Source organism: Pseudoneobacillus rhizolycopersici (assembly GCF_054786815.1).
The window spans coordinates 1-15,948 of the sequence record NZ_JBTOOE010000029.1 but is presented as its reverse complement, the minus strand read 5'-3'; the positions used below and the strand labels follow the sequence as shown (position 1 = coordinate 15,948).

Genomic DNA, 15,948 nt, shown 5'->3' with positions numbered 1-15,948 from the left:
GCTGTCTCAAAAGTCAATTTTTGACTAAGAGATGCCCTTTTTATGTCTATTGCGACATGAAAGGTGAGTAAATTATTTTCTCTTCTTCAGTGCCTTCATAGAATTGTTCCTGAATTTCTTGATTAGCTTCATTCGGATTTGAAATAACGCCAGAAGGAAAGCGTTCGCTATCGTTGTTAAATCGAGCATTCAATTTCATATTTGCCTCATTAGTAGACATCTTTTTCCGGTTATTTTTAGACAAGATAATCATCCTCAATATATTTTAAATTAGTAAAGAAAAAAGCCACCAACATGGATATAAACCTTACAGGACTTATAGCAGATATGATTAACCAAAAACCAAAACTTAATTCGGCACATGTTGATAAATAACGAATATCCGTTTGTTGTTTAGGGAGAAAAAATATTTTATTAATGGCGTTAATTTCATTTTTTTGAACAAAATAAGCTTATGCGAGTTGGCTACTTTTATAGATAAGATTTAAAAAAAACTACCGTTTTTGGAGGAATTTACAAATGAAGATCTATCGAAAATTAGCTTTATCAGCAATGATGAGCGGAATGTTAGTTATCGCAGCGGCTTGTGGCACCGGAAATCAAAATGCAGAAGACACCAATACAGGTGCCGGAGGAAATAATGAGCAGCTATCTGGAGAAGTAAAAATAGATGGTTCCTCTACGGTTTATCCGATTATGGAGGCGGTAGCAGAGGAATACCAGACCGTTCAACCAAATGTAAGGGTGTCGGTTGGATTATCTGGAACGGGCGGTGGATTTAAAGCGTTTATCGCTGGGGAAACAGATATGAGTAATGCGTCTCGTCCTATTAAAGAGGAAGAAAAATCGAAATTACAAGAGAAAGGCATTGACTATACGGAGTTAAAATTGGCTTTCGATGGGCTGTCAGTAGTCGTTAATAAGGATAACGATTGGGTTGATCATTTAACGATTGATGAACTAAAGAAAATGTGGATTGAGGATGGTAAGACAAAAAAATGGTCGGATATTCGAACAGGTTGGCCGGATGAGGAAATTAAATTCTATTCCCCTGGAACGGATTCAGGAACATTCGATTACTTCGATGAAGTAATCTTAGATAAGCAACCAATTGTGGAAAAAGCAACTTTATCTGAAGATGATAATATACTTGTTCAAGGTGTATCGGGTGAAAAGAACGGTATTGCCTACTTCGGTTTTGCCTACTACTTAGAAAACAAGGATAAAGTAAGAATTGTTCCGATCGATGGCGGCAATGGTCCTGTAGAACCGACAAAAGAAACCATCAAATCAGGTGAATACTCACCTTTATCAAGACCTTTATTCACCTATGTAAAAAATGAATCATTAAAAAGGGCAGAAGTATATCATTATGCAACTTTTCTAATCGAAAATGCGGCCGTTCTATCAGAAGATGTAGGTTATGTTAGCCTACCGGAAGACGAATATACGAAGGACCTTGATAAGATTGAGTCGCTAAAGTGATATTTATGTTAAATGATGGGGAGCATATCAAAGAATGCTTCTCATTTTTTTTCAAAAGGAGGTTTTCTAATGGGGTCAGAAAAAAAGGGGTCATTATCTATTCAAAAACTCATTGCAGAAAAGAATCAAAATAAAAGTGCTCACATGGTTATTGAAAAGATGGTTCCAATAATATTATTCATTACCGCTGTGATCTCGGTATTAACGACACTTGGAATTGTATTTACACTAATATTTGAAACATTTACGTTCTTTTCAAAAGTTTCTTTTATAGAATTTATTACTGCAAAAAAGTGGTATCCGTTTTCTGAAACAGAAGGATCTTATGGAATCCTTCCGTTAGTATCTGGAACGTTAAGGGTAACGATTATTGGTATCATTGTTGCGGTTCCAATTGGGTTGGCTTCCGCTATATTTTTAAGTGAATATGCATCAGACCGTTCGAGAAGAATGATTAAACCTATTTTAGAAGTATTAGCAGGTATTCCAACAATTGTTTATGGATTCTTTGCTTTGACTTTCGTAACGCCCATTCTTCGCGGATTTATCCCTAATCTTGAGATTTTTAATGCTCTAAGCCCGGGGATTGTGATTGGTATTATGATTACTCCAATGATTGCCTCACTCTCAGAAGATGCCATGACTTCTGTTCCCAACTCGCTGAGGGAAGGGGCGTTAGCCCTTGGATCAACAAAATTCGAAGTTTCCATGAAAGTAGTATTACCTGCAGCTATTTCTGGTATCATATCCTCCATTGTTCTAGCTATTTCTAGAGCTATTGGAGAAACCATGATTGTAGCTGTTGCCGGTGGTTCAACGCCAACATTAGGCTGGAATGTTACTAGTTCTATTCAAACTATGACTGCCTATATTGTACAAGTGAGCACTGGTGATGCAGGGTATGGAACAACAATCTACTATAGTATTTATGCAGTGGGAATGACGTTATTTGTTTTTACTTTATTGATGAACCTTCTTGCCCAATTTATTTCTAAGCGCTTTAGGGAGGAGTACTAATGAAACGAATTGATCATTCAAAAGTTGTTGGAAGGATGGGATCAAGGTTATATTTGAACCGAGTTTATCGTTTCATATTTCTTATCGCTACACTTTTTGGCTTATTGGTTCTTGGGGTTCTTCTTTATCGGATACTTACGCAAGGAATGGACTATTTAAGTTTAGATTTTCTTCAAAATCTACCTTCGAGAAGGCCAGAGAGAGCAGGAGTTAAAACAGCGCTAATCGGGACGATTTGGTTGGTGGCCGTAACTGCACCTTTGTCATTATTACTAGGTGTGGGGACAGCGCTTTATTTAGAAGAATATGCAAAGAAAAATAGGTTTACTGATTTTATTCAAGTTAATATTTCAAACTTAGCGGGTGTACCTTCTATTGTATTTGGTTTACTAGGTTTAACTTTATTTGTCCGAGCTCTAGGCTTAGGCACTAGTGTTCTTGCTGCTGGACTAACAATGAGTTTACTCATCCTCCCTGTTATTATTGTTGCTTCTCAGGAAGCCATTCGTTCTGTTCCTAAAAATTTACGCGAAGCTTCATTCGGTATGGGGGCAACTAAATGGCAAACCATCATTCGTGTTGTTTTACCTGCTGCCATTCCAGGGATATTGACGGGAGGAATTTTAGCTCTCTCAAGGGCAATTGGAGAAACAGCACCACTTGTGGTTTTGGGGTTGCCGTTGTTTATTGCCTTTTTACCAAAAACGGTGTTTGATACATTCACGGTTTTACCGATGCAAATTTATAACTGGACAAGTCGCCCCCAGGAGGAATTTCATTCATTAGCTGCTGCCGGAATCATCGTATTGTTAATCATGCTTATTATCATGAATTCAATCGCTGTACTAATTAGAAATAAGTATCAAAAGCGTTATTAGAAAGGATTGGAGGATTATGAATGGAAAGTGTAATCAATAATGATAAGCATAATTCTGATGAAAATAATAAAGATATTGTTTATAAAACAAAACAACTTAATTTATGGTATGGTGAAAATCATGCTTTAAAAGAAATTGATCTTGATATAATGGCAAATGAAGTTACTGCTATAATTGGGCCGTCTGGCTGTGGTAAATCCACCTATATCAAAACGTTGAATCGGATGATTGAACTTGTTCCTGGAGTGAAAACAGCAGGTGAGATATTCTACAGAGGAAGAAATATCTTGGATAAGTCTTACAAGGTTGAAGAACTCCGGACAAAGGTGGGAATGGTTTTTCAAAAACCAAATCCATTTCCAAAATCAATCTATGAAAATGTCGTGTATGGTCCTAAAATTCATGGTATTCGTGATAGGAAAATATTAGATGAAATTGTAGAAACAAGCTTAAAAGGTGCTGCCATTTGGGATGAAGTAAAAGATCGTTTAAACCAAAATGCTTATGGCTTGTCAGGAGGACAACAGCAAAGATTATGCATTGCACGTTGTTTGGCTATTGAGCCAGATGTTATTTTAATGGATGAACCAACATCTGCACTTGATCCAATCTCAACATTAAAAGTGGAAGAATTAGTACAAGAATTAAAACGAAATTTTAGCATTATCATTGTGACTCATAACATGCAACAGGCAGCACGTATTTCCGATAAAACGGCTTTCTTTTTAAGTGGGGAAGTCATTGAATTTGACATAACGAATAAAATCTTTTCTACTCCTTCAGATAAAAGAACAGAAGATTATATTACAGGAAGATTTGGATAAAATTCAGCCTAGAGTAGTGAAAGGAGACTTCCGAAAAAATGCCCATCAGAGAAAGATATGACGCAGAATTAAAGCTTCTTCAAAACAAATTAACGGAGCTAGGACATTTCTCTATCAATGCCCTAGAGAAAGCAGTATTAGCATTAGAGTCCCAAAATGTTGATTTAGCGTTAGAAATTATGGAAGAGGATACAAAAGCAAATATGTTAGAGGAAGAAATTAATGATGCAGCTATCCTCCTTATTGCTAAGCAACAACCTGTAGCGATTGATTTAAGAAGACTGGTCGTGGCAATCAAAATAGCAAGTGATATAGAGCGAATTGCAGATTTTGCTGTTAATATAGCGAAGTCTACCATTCGTATTGGCAATGAACCATTAATAAAACCTATAGAGCATATCAAAAGAATGTATGAACTTAACCGTGACATGCTCCGTTTATCCATCGAGTCATACAATGAAGAGGACTTAGATAAAGCTAAAAGAGTATCAGTGATGGATGATGAAGTAGATTCCTTATACGGCCAAACCATTAAGGACCTTCTAAAAATCAATGCTGAAAAACCTGAATTTGTTTCCCAAATAACTCAGCTATCTTTTATATGCCGATACCTAGAAAGAGCGGCTGATCATATGACGAATATTGCAGAGCATGTTTTTTACATGGTGAAAGGAAAAAGATATGATTTAAATACATAGGGCATGGTTCTGTCCACAAGTGTAGTAACAGGAAGCTTTTCATGAGTTCACCCCGAACTTGTGAGAAGCTTTTTTCATCCCATTATTCATGTTGTTAAAATGGGTACATGGACAAAAGGAATTTGAACCTTATTGGTCATATATTATCGCATACGACTATAAAGGAGCTAATGACCTTGAATTGGAACAATATAGGATTCGTGATTTGTAAACCTGATGCGGTGTACTTAAATTTAGAGCAGGATATATTAGCCTATTTACAGGAAAACGGCTTTGAAATTCTCGCAAGTAAGTATGTGGATATTACACCTGATTTATGCCAGCGTTTATATTGGAATGATGATGATTATGAACCAGCTTGGTGGTGGAAATTAGAAACGGAGTTTTTTAACCTTGGCGAAAGTCTTTGTGTGATAGTCCAAGGAAAGCCAAGGCATCCATACCGTTCGGTTTCAGAAGAAATCAATCAAAAGTGGAAGGGGAATAACAAACCTGAATTAGCCCAACAGGGAAGTATTCGACATAAATTTGGATCGATGAATCGGATTTTTAACCTCTTTCATTCTTCTGATTCTTCAAATGATGCTAAACGGGAGGCACTATTGTTTTTCTCAAATGAAGAAATAAACCACTTAGAAAATCGACATTATTTATGTAAGTTTAAACAAAATGATCAGCATTCTCTGGATTTGGTAGATCTATATTTTCGATTAAAAATGAGATGCTTGCAACGTGCAACAATGGATACTAGAGTGAGACATCACTATACTACCTTTATTGAAGAAAAAATACAGCAGTCAAAAGGCATCAGTCAGGCAAAAAGGCAAATTTGGTTGTACGAAACCCTCCAGGAGGAATACCGCCAATTTTTTAAGGTTCTGCGAGAAAATAAACTTTTGAAATATATGACTGATTATAGACTTTTCCATAGAGTAAACTTTGATGCCTTATTGCCAAGAGTAGGATTGGACTTTTCAAAATGGGAGAGCTGTTTACTTAAAACAACTTTATTAATTCCACCTAAAAACTTCAGGTAATGGAATGGTTAGATGGTGCTTTATAAAAGCTCCCGAAGTTCCTCTGTCATTTGTTCACATAAATCTGGCCGGCCAAGAAACCTTGCCGGGGTACTTTGGAATAGTTTAATGAGCCATTTTCCCTCTTGGTTAATGATAATTAATGTGTGATGGGTATTTCCATTCGGAATAATGTCCTCATGTCCAGGGGGAACCATGCCGGCAATTGCCCTTATGATCGCAATAGTAGGACTAAGAAAATGAATATCTTTAATTTTATAAACAAAATTGGAGGTAAGAGTCTCTTCAAAAATCGTATGAAACCGAGCCAATAAAGATTCGCGGCCTATGATTTGGATGCCGTCAAACCCAATACTTTCTCCATCCACTGTATATAAATGGGCAATGGTATGAGCATCTCGGTTATTCCAAGCCTCCATTGTCTGGTAATATAAGGATTGTACCTGTTGGACTGCTAAAGACTCCATAAAAAACCTCCAAAAAATGCCTTTTTTCATAATCGTAAATGAATTATAACGGATTTTCAATTTCTTTTTTTAGAATATGTTAAATCAAAAGGGATGATTCCTCGATTGGAACCATCCCTGTGTTGAATACGGTAATCTAATTCATGAAAAACTATTACTGCTTAACTGCTCTAGCTCCTAGGTAAAGCGGTTTCCAGTAGGAATTGTTCAAATCCGAAATGGTTACGCCAACGGATGTGCTTGCATGGAGGAATTGATTATTTCCAAGGTAAATACCAGCATGTGATGGGCCTGGTTCATAAGTGGTGAAAAAGACAATGTCACCTTTTTGCGGTGTAGCTACAGATGTGGTAGCCTCCCATATTGTCGCAACGGTTCTCGGAAGTGTGACACCCTGTGTGTTGTAGACATACTTCAAGAAACCAGAACAGTCAAAACCGGTAGGTGTGTTGCCGCCCCATACATACGGAACGCCGATATACTTTTTACCTTCAGAGATTAGTGAATCCGAATTAAATGCTGGTTTGATTTCTGGAGCGGGAGTTGATACCTGATCGGTAGGTGTTAATTTTAACACTTGACCGATATAAATGTTGTCACTCGTTAGTTGGTTAAAATTTTTTAATTGTGTGACCGTTAATCCATTGTTCGTGGCAATTTTCCATAATGAATCACCTGATTGAACGGTATAAGTTTTTGCAGTAGATGGAGCAGGTGTTGGGACTGGAGTTGGCTCCGGTGTTGCCGGTGCTGGTAGCACCCCAATTATCAGCACTTGTCCAATATAAATCATGTCAGATGATAGATTATTTAAGGATTTAATCTCATTAACTGTTGAATTATTCTGTTTTGCAACTAAATAAAGCGTATCTCCGGCTTTAACTTTATAGGTTACTGGCTGCGGAGTTTCCACTGGGTGTGAATGTGGTGCCAATAAAGATAATTCTTGCCCTACGTAAATGGTTGAAGAGGTTAAATTGTTATATTGCATTAACTCTTGAACGGAGAGATTGTTATTATTGGAGATTTTCCAAAGGGTATCACCAGTCTGTACCTTATAGGTTAACTCGTGAGCATCGGCCTGGTTTACAAATCCCGTTGCCATCATACCTAATGCTACAGCTGCTGAAATAATTGTTTTTTTCATGAACACACTCCTCTAGTTGAATTTTTATTTCGTCTGATGTGGTGTGCTTTGTTGCTCGATTTCTATGATAAAGGTATCAGAAGGTCATTTAAACCCTAACATATTGGATAATAGGCCAATAGTTTCCTATTTTGATAGAGTGGTAAAATCTACATCTAAATATTCCGAAACTTTTTTGCTATGATATACGTCAAATAATGTATGGCTAAATTCTGAGTTTTTTACAGGGTTTTGCCAAAAAATGCCGAATATATTACTAAAAGTGAGTTTTTTTATTTACATCGCAAGGGGGAAGCGAAATTGCATAATAAAATGAATCCACAAATCGAGCGAATTATTCAAAATATAGAAAAGGTTATGATTGGTAAGCGTACAGTGGCAGAACTAAGCTTAGTGGCATTACTTGCAAATGGTCATGTACTGCTAGAGGACGTTCCTGGGGTAGGAAAAACGATGATGGTACGGGCACTGGCTAAATCAGTCGGGGCAAAATTTAAACGTATACAGTTTACGCCTGACCTTCTACCTTCTGATGTAACAGGTGTTTCCATTTATAATCCGAAGGAGATGGAGTTCCAGTTTCGACCAGGACCGTTGATGGGAAATATTATTCTAGCCGACGAAATCAATCGGACCTCTCCAAAAACCCAATCGGCGTTGCTAGAAGGAATGGAAGAAAATAGCGTTACAATTGACGGGGTAACCCATAAACTAGAAAGGCCGTTCTTCGTTATGGCCACACAAAACCCGATTGAATATGAAGGAACGTATCCATTGCCGGAAGCGCAGCTTGATCGTTTCTTATTAAAAATGCAAATGGGCTATCCTGAAATGGATGAAGAGATGGAAGTATTAAACCGCGCTCAAAAAACTCCACCAATCGAAGACTTAGAGCCAGTGGTGACTTTAGAGCAATTGAAATATCTGCAAGAGGATATTAAAAATGTGTATGTCGATGAAACGATTAAACGCTATATTGTCGAATTGGCACAAAGAACCCGTTCTCATAATAATGTTTATTTAGGGGCGAGTCCTCGTGGCTCCATAGCTCTTATGAAAGCAGCGCAAGCGTATGCATTTATGTATGACCGAGATTATGTCATTCCAGATGATGTGCAATTTTTAGCCCCTTATGTATTTGCACACCGGCTGATTTTAAAATCAGAAGCAAAATTTGAAGGGATTACGTCCGAGGAAATTGTCAAACGTGTCGTTGCTCGTGTGCCTGTCCCCGTTCAAAGGTTAGTGAAGTAGATGAAAAAGATCATCGCACTTATCCAATTTCCTTGGAAGCTGCTCGTTTTATTGTTATTAGCAGTGATTACCTATTCTTATGCGATGTTCCAGGGGGGATTTGTTAGTTGGTTTTTGTTTTTTAGTTTTTCGCCGTTTGTCATTTTGAGCTTGGGTGTTTCATTTTATCCCCTGAAGGATATAGAGGTAGAACGAATTTTAACAAAAACCGACTATCACGCTGGTGAGCCGCTGAAGGTAAAAATCATGCTAAAACGAAAATGGAGGTTTCCATTATTTTATTTAATTGTTGAAGATGCGCTAACTGATAAACTGAAATACTCACCTCAAGTGAAAAAGTCCAAGGTCATTCTCACTCCTGGTTTCAAAAGGGAGTTTGCTTTTGAGTACATCGTTGAAAATCTGCCTCGTGGTGAGCATTTTTTCAATGAAGTTCACTTAAAAACGGGTGATCTATTAGGGTTAATTGAAAAAGAAATAACCCGACCAGTTGTAAATCAAATTATCGTCTATCCGGCGTTCACAGAAATGATCTATCGTCCGTTTGAAAATCATTATGATCAAGGAATGACCGCATCAAGGGAGCGGGTGCAACGCGATACCACGATTGCCATAGGTGTCCGAGAATACGAACCGGGTGACCGGTTTTCTTGGATTAACTGGAAAGCTACCGCGAAGCGTAATGCCATTATGACGAAAGAATTTGAACAAAGGCAGTCCCATGATGTGTTGGTAGTGATGGATGGTGTGCGACACAGCCACTTTGAATTAGTTGTCTCGTTTACGGCTTCAATTGTGAGAGCGATATTACGGAAAGGTGCCCAAGTTGGATTACTAACTTACGGGAAGGAAAGAACGTCTTTCGCCATAAGGGGTGGCGAAGCGCAGCAGCATCAGATTTTCTATCATCTTGCAAAATTGGAGGACAGTAGCACGATTACATTAGATCGCGCTTTAGAATTTGAGGGTTTTTTAACACAGCAAAATGCATCCCTCTTACTTGTTACAGCAGAGCTAAACAAGCCATTGCTTGAAAAAGTCGGTTTTTTAGCACAGCGTAAAGGAACGATTGTTATTTTTCTAATGAAAAAAGCAAAAGAATCGTTGTCCGCGAATGAATTATCGTTACGATCTACGGCCTCGTCCCGCGGAATAAGAATTGTTATGGTTCACGAAGGGCAGTTTGCCAATGCGTTTGCGGAGGTGAATCGAGGATGAGTTCAGGAAGTATTAAACGTAATTGGGAGACCTTTTTCCTCTATGCTTTCGGGTTTGTTTTATTGTGGGAATGGATACGTCCGTTGGAAGAACTTACAGATACAGGACACATCTATGTTTTCATCTTTTATATTGTTTTATCCTTTGTTTTGGCGTTTTTTGAAGTAAGAATATGGTTGAGTTTTTTGATTAAAGTTTTTTATATTCTTTGTAGTGTCCATATTTTTTACTTTGAAGGCGGCTTTTTATCGCTTTCCTGGATTACACATATTGCCAATGATTTTATTAACAATCTCGGCTTTGTTTTTGAAGGTAATTGGACAGAAATGACCAATGTGTTCCGGACGATTATGTTTTTCCTGTTGTTATGGTTAATGACGTATCTAATCCATTATTGGCTGCTTAATCGTAAACGAATTTTTCTATTTTTTGCGGTCACCCTTATTTACATTACCGTACTAGATACATTTACCCCTTACTCTGCAAAGGGAGCGATTATTAGGGCGGTTGTGACTGGATTTGCCGCAATGGGAATTCTAACCTTAAATCGAATCTTAACAAAAGAAAATCTCGGACGTGATTTTTCCTTTTTAAAAAAATGGTTATCAATCCTGACAAGCTTAATTGTACTTAGTGTAAGCATTGGATATATCGCTCCTAAGGCAGAGCCGATATGGCCAGACCCTGTTCCATTTATAAAATCATTAAATGAAAAAAGTGGTAATGGTGGAACAGGGAAGATTGGTTATGGTGTGGATGACTCGCGGCTCGGGGGACCTTTTACTGGCGATAACAGCATAGTTTTCCAAGCTGAAACAGAGTCAAAGCATTATTGGAAAGTTGAAACGAAGGACTTTTATACAGGTAAAGGCTGGGTCGTTTCTAATAATGGTAATCGTCGGGTCTCATTGGCATCAGATTTGGAGGTTCCGCTTTATGATTATGAAGGGGAAGTGGAGAGCAAGGAGCGGAAAGCAATTATCATTCCATTTATGGCATATCCTCATATTGTCTATCCGTTCGGAGTTCGAAAAATTCAAACTCAGAGTCCAGAGTTGCTTGAGTTAGACTTGATAAATGAAAAAATTTATTTTGAAAATGGGGTCCGGAACAATCAACCCTATTCCTTTGTCTATGAAGTTCCGAGGTATAGTGTAACCAAGCTGCAACAGGTAAAATCCGGTGAATCAGCGAGACTTGATAATCAATTCCTACAGAGATATACCCAGTTGCCTACTACCTTACCGCCAGAGGTCCATAGACTCGCACGAGAAATTACCGATGGCCAAGAAACTTGGTTTGATAAAGCTCGAGCAGTTGAAAAGTATTTTAAGAAACCGCCATTTATCTATGATCAAAAAAATGTCGCGGTCCCACGCGCTGATGACGATTATGTTGCTCAGTTTTTATTTGAGACTCAGCGAGGTTATTGTGATAATTTTTCAACATCCATGGTTGTCTTATTGCGTGCGGTCGGAATACCTGCCCGTTGGGTTAAAGGTTATTCTGGCGGAGAGTATAAGTGGCTTGGTGAGGAAAGTCGCAAGGTGTATGAAATTACCAATAATAATGCTCATTCATGGGTGGAGGTTTATTTTCCGGGATCAGGTTGGTTGGCATTTGAGCCAACTCCTGGATTCGCAAATAACGTAACCTTAAATTTTGATACGTATAAGGAAGAAACCCAAAAGGACCAAACGCCGGTACCTGCAAAGAAACCAGAAGTGAAAAAGCCAGATCCTAAGGATACCGATACTAACAAATCCTCTTCCGGTTTTTCGTTTAAATTACTATGGCTTAAAGCAAAGCTATTCTTAAAGAATCATGGACATTGGGTGTTATTAGGTGGTTTAGTATTAGTGGTAATTACCGCCATTGCCTATCGGAAACGAGCAAACTGGATGCCGTATTATCTATTATTCCGCTATAAGTTTAAAAAGACGGATGATCATTTTGCGATGGCCTATCTTGCCCTTTTAAAACAATTGGATTTATATGGTCTAAAACGTAAACCAGATCAAACCTTACGAGAATACGCCAAATATGTGGACAGCTTTTTCTCGTCAAGAGAGATGACTCGTTTAACAGACCGATATGAGCACTTAATCTACAAGGGTACACTACAGAGCGGAACTTGGCAAAACAGTAAGGAATTATGGGAAAATTTAATTAAAAAAACAATCGCTTGACCAATAAGATTCCTATCGTTAAAATATGAAATATTAAATTGTATAGCACCTTCGTATATCCTCGATAATATGGATCGAAAGTTTCTACCGGATCACCGTAAATGATCTGACTATGAAGGCAGGAATCTATTTGTATACCAATATACTAGAATTCTGCCTTTCTATTTTTTTTATTATAGAGAGAGCGGATTCTAGTTTTTTTATTTGCGCATAATAAGAACAAATAATTTAAGGAAAGTGGTGACGAGTTATGAAGGAAGGTCAAACGCAAGAAATTGTAGTGGTGCTTGATTTTGGTAGTCAGTATAACCAGCTAATTACCCGTCGTATTCGTGAATTTGGTGTGTATAGTGAATTACACCCCCATACGATTACAGCTGAGGAAATCAAAAAAATGAATCCAGCAGGGATTATTTTTTCTGGTGGTCCAAATAGTGTCTATGAGGAAAATTCATTCCGCTGTGATGAAGCGATTTTTGAATTAGGCATTCCGATTCTAGGTATTTGTTATGGAATGCAACTAATGACCCTTCATTTTGGTGGTAAAGTAGAAAAGGCGAAACATCGTGAGTACGGAAAGGCAAACATTGATGTAAAAACTCCATCGCCATTATTCCGCGACCTTCCAACGCAACAGGTTGTTTGGATGAGCCATGGTGACTTAGTTGTTGAAACACCAGCAGGATTTTCCATTGATGCTACAAGCGTTTCATGTCCGATTGCTTCGATGTCAGATGTCAATCGTGGGTTGTACGCTGTCCAATTCCATCCGGAAGTATTGCATTCTGTTTACGGCAATGACCTTTTGAAGAACTTTGTATTCGGTGTATGTGAATGTAAAGGAAATTGGTCGATGGAAAACTTTATTGAGCATGAGATGGCCAAGATTCGTGAAACCGTTGGCGATAAAAAGGTTCTTTGTGCGTTAAGTGGCGGTGTAGATTCATCGGTTGTCGCTGTTCTAATCCATAAAGCAATTGGTGACCAATTAACATGTATATTTGTCGATCACGGTCTATTGCGTAAAGATGAAGCGGAAGGTGTAATGAAGACTTTTTCAGAAGGCTTCCATATGAATGTGATCAAAGTGGATGCGAAAGATCGTTTCTTAGGTAAGTTGAAAGGTATTTCTGATCCGGAACAAAAACGTAAAATTATCGGAAATGAATTTATTTATGTTTTTGATGATGAAGCAGCGAAATTACAAGGTATTGAGTTTTTAGCTCAAGGAACTCTATATACAGATATTATTGAGAGTGGTACGGCAACTGCGCAAACGATCAAGTCACATCATAATGTCGGTGGCCTCCCTGAAGATATGCAGTTTAAACTAATTGAACCGTTAAATACTTTATTTAAGGATGAGGTTCGGGCGTTAGGGAAAGAATTAGGAATTCCTGACGATATCGTTTGGAGACAGCCTTTCCCAGGTCCAGGGTTAGGGATTCGTGTGCTTGGAGAAATTTCCGACGAAAAGCTTGAAATCGTTCGTGAGTCAGATGCGATTTTGCGTGAAGAAATTAAAAATGCCGGCTTAGATCGTGATATTTGGCAATACTTTACGGTCCTTCCTGATATCCGCAGCGTTGGAGTAATGGGGGATGCTCGTACTTATGATTACACAATCGGAATTCGTGCCGTTACTTCCATTGATGGAATGACTTCTGACTGGGCGCGTATTCCATGGGAAGTGCTTGAAGTCATTTCAACACGAATCGTTAACGAAGTGGCACATGTGAATCGTGTTGTTTATGATATTACAAGCAAGCCACCAGCAACAATTGAGTGGGAGTAACAAGAAAAGCGGAAGCGGCTTATATCGAAGTGAACACGAACGTTAAACGAACATTTTAAAAAAATGTTCGTTTTTTTGTTGACGGGGTAAAAATACCTAGTTATAATAAAAATATAATAAATATTGTCGATTTACGTCGTATAATCTTGGGAATATGGCCCAGAAGTTTCTACCGAGCTACCGTAAATAGCTTGACTACGAGGTAAGTGTTGGATAAGCTATGGGCTATTTGTGTGCTCAAGATTATTTTACGCAAACTTCAAAGTCAACGCTTCGGTGAACGGTACCGAAGTGTTTTTTTTATTTCTTAGCACAAAAACGTTTAAGGGGGAGAAAAGAGTGAGAAAGTATTTTCAGTTTGAAGAGCTAGGTACCAATTATCGCCGTGAATTTATGGGTGGGTTAACAACCTTCCTTGCGATGGCCTATATTTTAGTGGTCAATCCCATTACACTAACACTTGCTAATATTCCTGATTTGCCAGATTCAATGAGGATGGATTATGGCGCTGTCTTCGTGGCAACAGCCTTAGCGGCGGCGGTTGGCTCCATTATCATGGGTTTAATAGGGAAGTATCCACTAGCACTTGCACCGGGTATGGGCTTAAATGCTTTTTTTGCATATACCGTTGTCCTAGGTAGTGGAATTCCATGGCAGCATGCTCTTGGCGCTGTGTTGATTTCAGGTGTGTTTTTCTTATTGCTTACGATTTCCGGTTGGCGTGAAAAAATCATTAATGCCATTCCAATTGATTTGAAATATGCGGTTGGTGCGGGGATTGGATTATTTATTACGTTTGTAGGTTTGCAAAGTGCTAAAATCATCGTTAATAACGATGCGACCTTGGTTGGTTTGGGTGATTTATCAAATCCAGAAACACTGCTTGCGATTTTTGGTATTGTTGTAACAGTTATCTTAATGACAAAAGGAATTAAGGGCGGCGTGTTTTATGGAATGATCATTACTGCCATCGTAGGAATGATTTTTAATTTAATTGATACACCAGATAGAATTGTTGATCATGTGCCAAGTGTTGCTCCTACCTTCGGAGCGGTATTCTCATCATTTGGTGACAGCTCATTTTATACGACAACCATGATGGGAATTATTTTAACATTCTTGTTTGTAGACTTCTTTGATAATGCAGGAACGCTAGTTGCGGTTGCCAACCAAGCTGGGTTAATGAAGGAAAATAAGTTACCGAATGCAGGAAGAGCCTTATTTGCTGATTCGATTGCATCCATTGCAGGATCTATTTTCGGAACATCAACCACTACATCTTATATTGAATCATCGGCTGGGGTTGCAACAGGAGCTAGAACCGGATTTGCTGCCCTTGTAACAGCAGGATTTTTCCTTCTATCATTGTTTTTCTTTCCGTTATTAGAGGTAGTAACAGCACCAGTAACGGCGCCAGCACTAATTATCGTCGGGGTTTTAATGGTTTCTTCTTTGGGGAAAATTGATTGGAGTCGCTTTGAAATTGCTGTGCCAGCTTTCTTAACCGTTATTGCGATGCCACTATCATATAGTATTGCAACTGGAATTGCCGTAGGATTTATTTTTTATCCAATAACGATGGCTATTAAAGGTAAGATGAAAGAAGTTCATCCAATTATGTATTTCTTGTTTTTCGTTTTTGTTTGTTATTTTGTGTTTTTAATTTAATTTACATTTAATCCTTGCCAGCAAATTGGCAAGGTTTTTTTGTGTTTTAAAATTGGATTTAATTTCCTCCTAATGTTTAATTGACTTTGGAATGATACGGTGATAATATAGTTTAAGTCGACAACGACACAAGTTATCAATATAAAAATATTGAAAAGTTGTTGACATTCATTCGCTAGAATGATATATTAATAAAGTTGCTTAACGGCAATGTTGAAATTGCTCTTTGAAAACTAAACAACCAAACATTAACAAAACTTCTTTTTAAGAA

The 15,948-nt window shown here is 38.0% G+C and carries 14 protein-coding genes and 2 riboswitches; of the genes, 11 read left to right on the top strand and 3 right to left on the bottom strand.

Annotated elements, in window-relative coordinates; translation table 11 throughout:
* Positions 1 to 46: 46 nt before the first annotated feature.
* Positions 47 to 244 carry a hypothetical protein gene (locus ACX9YW_RS20490; protein ID WP_460350022.1) on the bottom strand — a complete coding sequence of 66 codons (198 nt, stop codon included), beginning with the start codon at positions 242 to 244 and terminating at the stop codon, positions 47 to 49.
* Between the two features lie 275 nt (positions 245 to 519).
* Between ACX9YW_RS20490 and ACX9YW_RS20485 the strand changes: the two genes are divergently transcribed.
* The 6 genes from ACX9YW_RS20485 to ACX9YW_RS20460 all read left to right on the top strand — a co-directional run bounded on the left by ACX9YW_RS20485 (position 520) and on the right by ACX9YW_RS20460 (position 5,939).
* Positions 520 to 1,485 carry a PstS family phosphate ABC transporter substrate-binding protein gene (locus ACX9YW_RS20485; protein WP_460350020.1) on the top strand — a complete coding sequence of 322 codons (966 nt, stop codon included), beginning with the start codon at positions 520 to 522 and terminating at the stop codon, positions 1,483 to 1,485.
* 69 nt (positions 1,486 to 1,554) lie between these two features.
* On the top strand, positions 1,555 to 2,502 hold the full coding sequence (pstC, locus tag ACX9YW_RS20480) for a phosphate ABC transporter permease subunit PstC (RefSeq protein WP_460350018.1): 948 nt from the start codon (positions 1,555 to 1,557) through the stop codon (positions 2,500 to 2,502).
* Positions 2,502 to 3,380: a phosphate ABC transporter permease PstA gene (gene pstA, locus ACX9YW_RS20475; protein WP_460350016.1), complete on the top strand. Its 879-nt coding sequence runs from the start codon at positions 2,502 to 2,504 to the stop codon at positions 3,378 to 3,380. Before pstC ends, pstA begins: the two co-directional genes overlap by 1 nt.
* 20 nt (positions 3,381 to 3,400) lie before the next feature.
* Positions 3,401 to 4,204: a phosphate ABC transporter ATP-binding protein PstB gene (pstB, locus tag ACX9YW_RS20470; protein WP_460350014.1), complete on the top strand. Its 804-nt coding sequence runs from the start codon at positions 3,401 to 3,403 to the stop codon at positions 4,202 to 4,204.
* 38 nt (positions 4,205 to 4,242) lie between these two features.
* Positions 4,243 to 4,902, top strand: a complete 660-nt coding sequence (gene phoU / locus ACX9YW_RS20465) for a phosphate signaling complex protein PhoU (protein WP_460350013.1) — start codon at positions 4,243 to 4,245, stop codon at positions 4,900 to 4,902.
* A 176-nt stretch (positions 4,903 to 5,078) separates the two neighbouring features.
* The gene (locus ACX9YW_RS20460) at positions 5,079 to 5,939 is read left to right on the top strand and encodes a nucleoside-diphosphate kinase (protein WP_460350011.1); all 861 of its coding nucleotides are present in this window, start codon (positions 5,079 to 5,081) and stop codon (positions 5,937 to 5,939) included.
* 20 nt (positions 5,940 to 5,959) lie between these two features.
* Here the strand turns inward: ACX9YW_RS20460 and ACX9YW_RS20455 are convergent, their stop codons facing one another.
* Positions 5,960 to 6,406 carry an SgcJ/EcaC family oxidoreductase gene (locus tag ACX9YW_RS20455; RefSeq protein ID WP_460350009.1) on the bottom strand — a complete coding sequence of 149 codons (447 nt, stop codon included), beginning with the start codon at positions 6,404 to 6,406 and terminating at the stop codon, positions 5,960 to 5,962.
* 154 nt (positions 6,407 to 6,560) lie between these two features.
* Positions 6,561 to 7,553 (bottom strand): C40 family peptidase, encoded by a 993-nt coding sequence (locus tag ACX9YW_RS20450; protein WP_460350007.1) that lies wholly within the window; start codon positions 7,551 to 7,553, stop codon positions 6,561 to 6,563.
* A gap of 312 nt (positions 7,554 to 7,865) precedes the next feature.
* Here ACX9YW_RS20450 and ACX9YW_RS20445 point away from each other — a divergent pair, with 312 nt between their 5' ends.
* The 5 genes from ACX9YW_RS20445 (at position 7,866) to ACX9YW_RS20425 (ending at position 15,677) form a co-directional block, all read left to right on the top strand.
* Positions 7,866 to 8,807, top strand: coding sequence for an AAA family ATPase (locus ACX9YW_RS20445; RefSeq protein ID WP_460350096.1), 942 nt, complete (start codon positions 7,866 to 7,868; stop codon positions 8,805 to 8,807).
* Complete coding sequence (locus ACX9YW_RS20440) at positions 8,808 to 10,025, top strand: DUF58 domain-containing protein (protein ID WP_460350005.1); 1,218 nt, start codon at positions 8,808 to 8,810, stop codon at positions 10,023 to 10,025.
* On the top strand, positions 10,022 to 12,214 hold the full coding sequence (locus tag ACX9YW_RS20435; RefSeq protein WP_460350003.1) for a transglutaminase TgpA family protein: 2,193 nt from the start codon (positions 10,022 to 10,024) through the stop codon (positions 12,212 to 12,214). The genes ACX9YW_RS20440 and ACX9YW_RS20435 overlap by 4 nt, the downstream gene beginning before the upstream one ends.
* 31 nt (positions 12,215 to 12,245) lie before the next feature.
* A riboswitch (purine riboswitch) is annotated at positions 12,246 to 12,347 on the top strand.
* A gap of 117 nt (positions 12,348 to 12,464) precedes the next feature.
* Positions 12,465 to 14,009: a glutamine-hydrolyzing GMP synthase gene (gene guaA, locus ACX9YW_RS20430; RefSeq protein ID WP_460350000.1), complete on the top strand. Its 1,545-nt coding sequence runs from the start codon at positions 12,465 to 12,467 to the stop codon at positions 14,007 to 14,009.
* A 116-nt stretch (positions 14,010 to 14,125) separates the two neighbouring features.
* Positions 14,126 to 14,227: riboswitch (purine riboswitch) on the top strand.
* A gap of 121 nt (positions 14,228 to 14,348) precedes the next feature.
* A complete protein-coding gene (locus ACX9YW_RS20425) occupies positions 14,349 to 15,677 on the top strand; it encodes an NCS2 family permease (RefSeq protein WP_460349998.1) in 1,329 nt (442 codons plus the stop codon).
* Positions 15,678 to 15,948 lie beyond the last annotated feature (271 nt).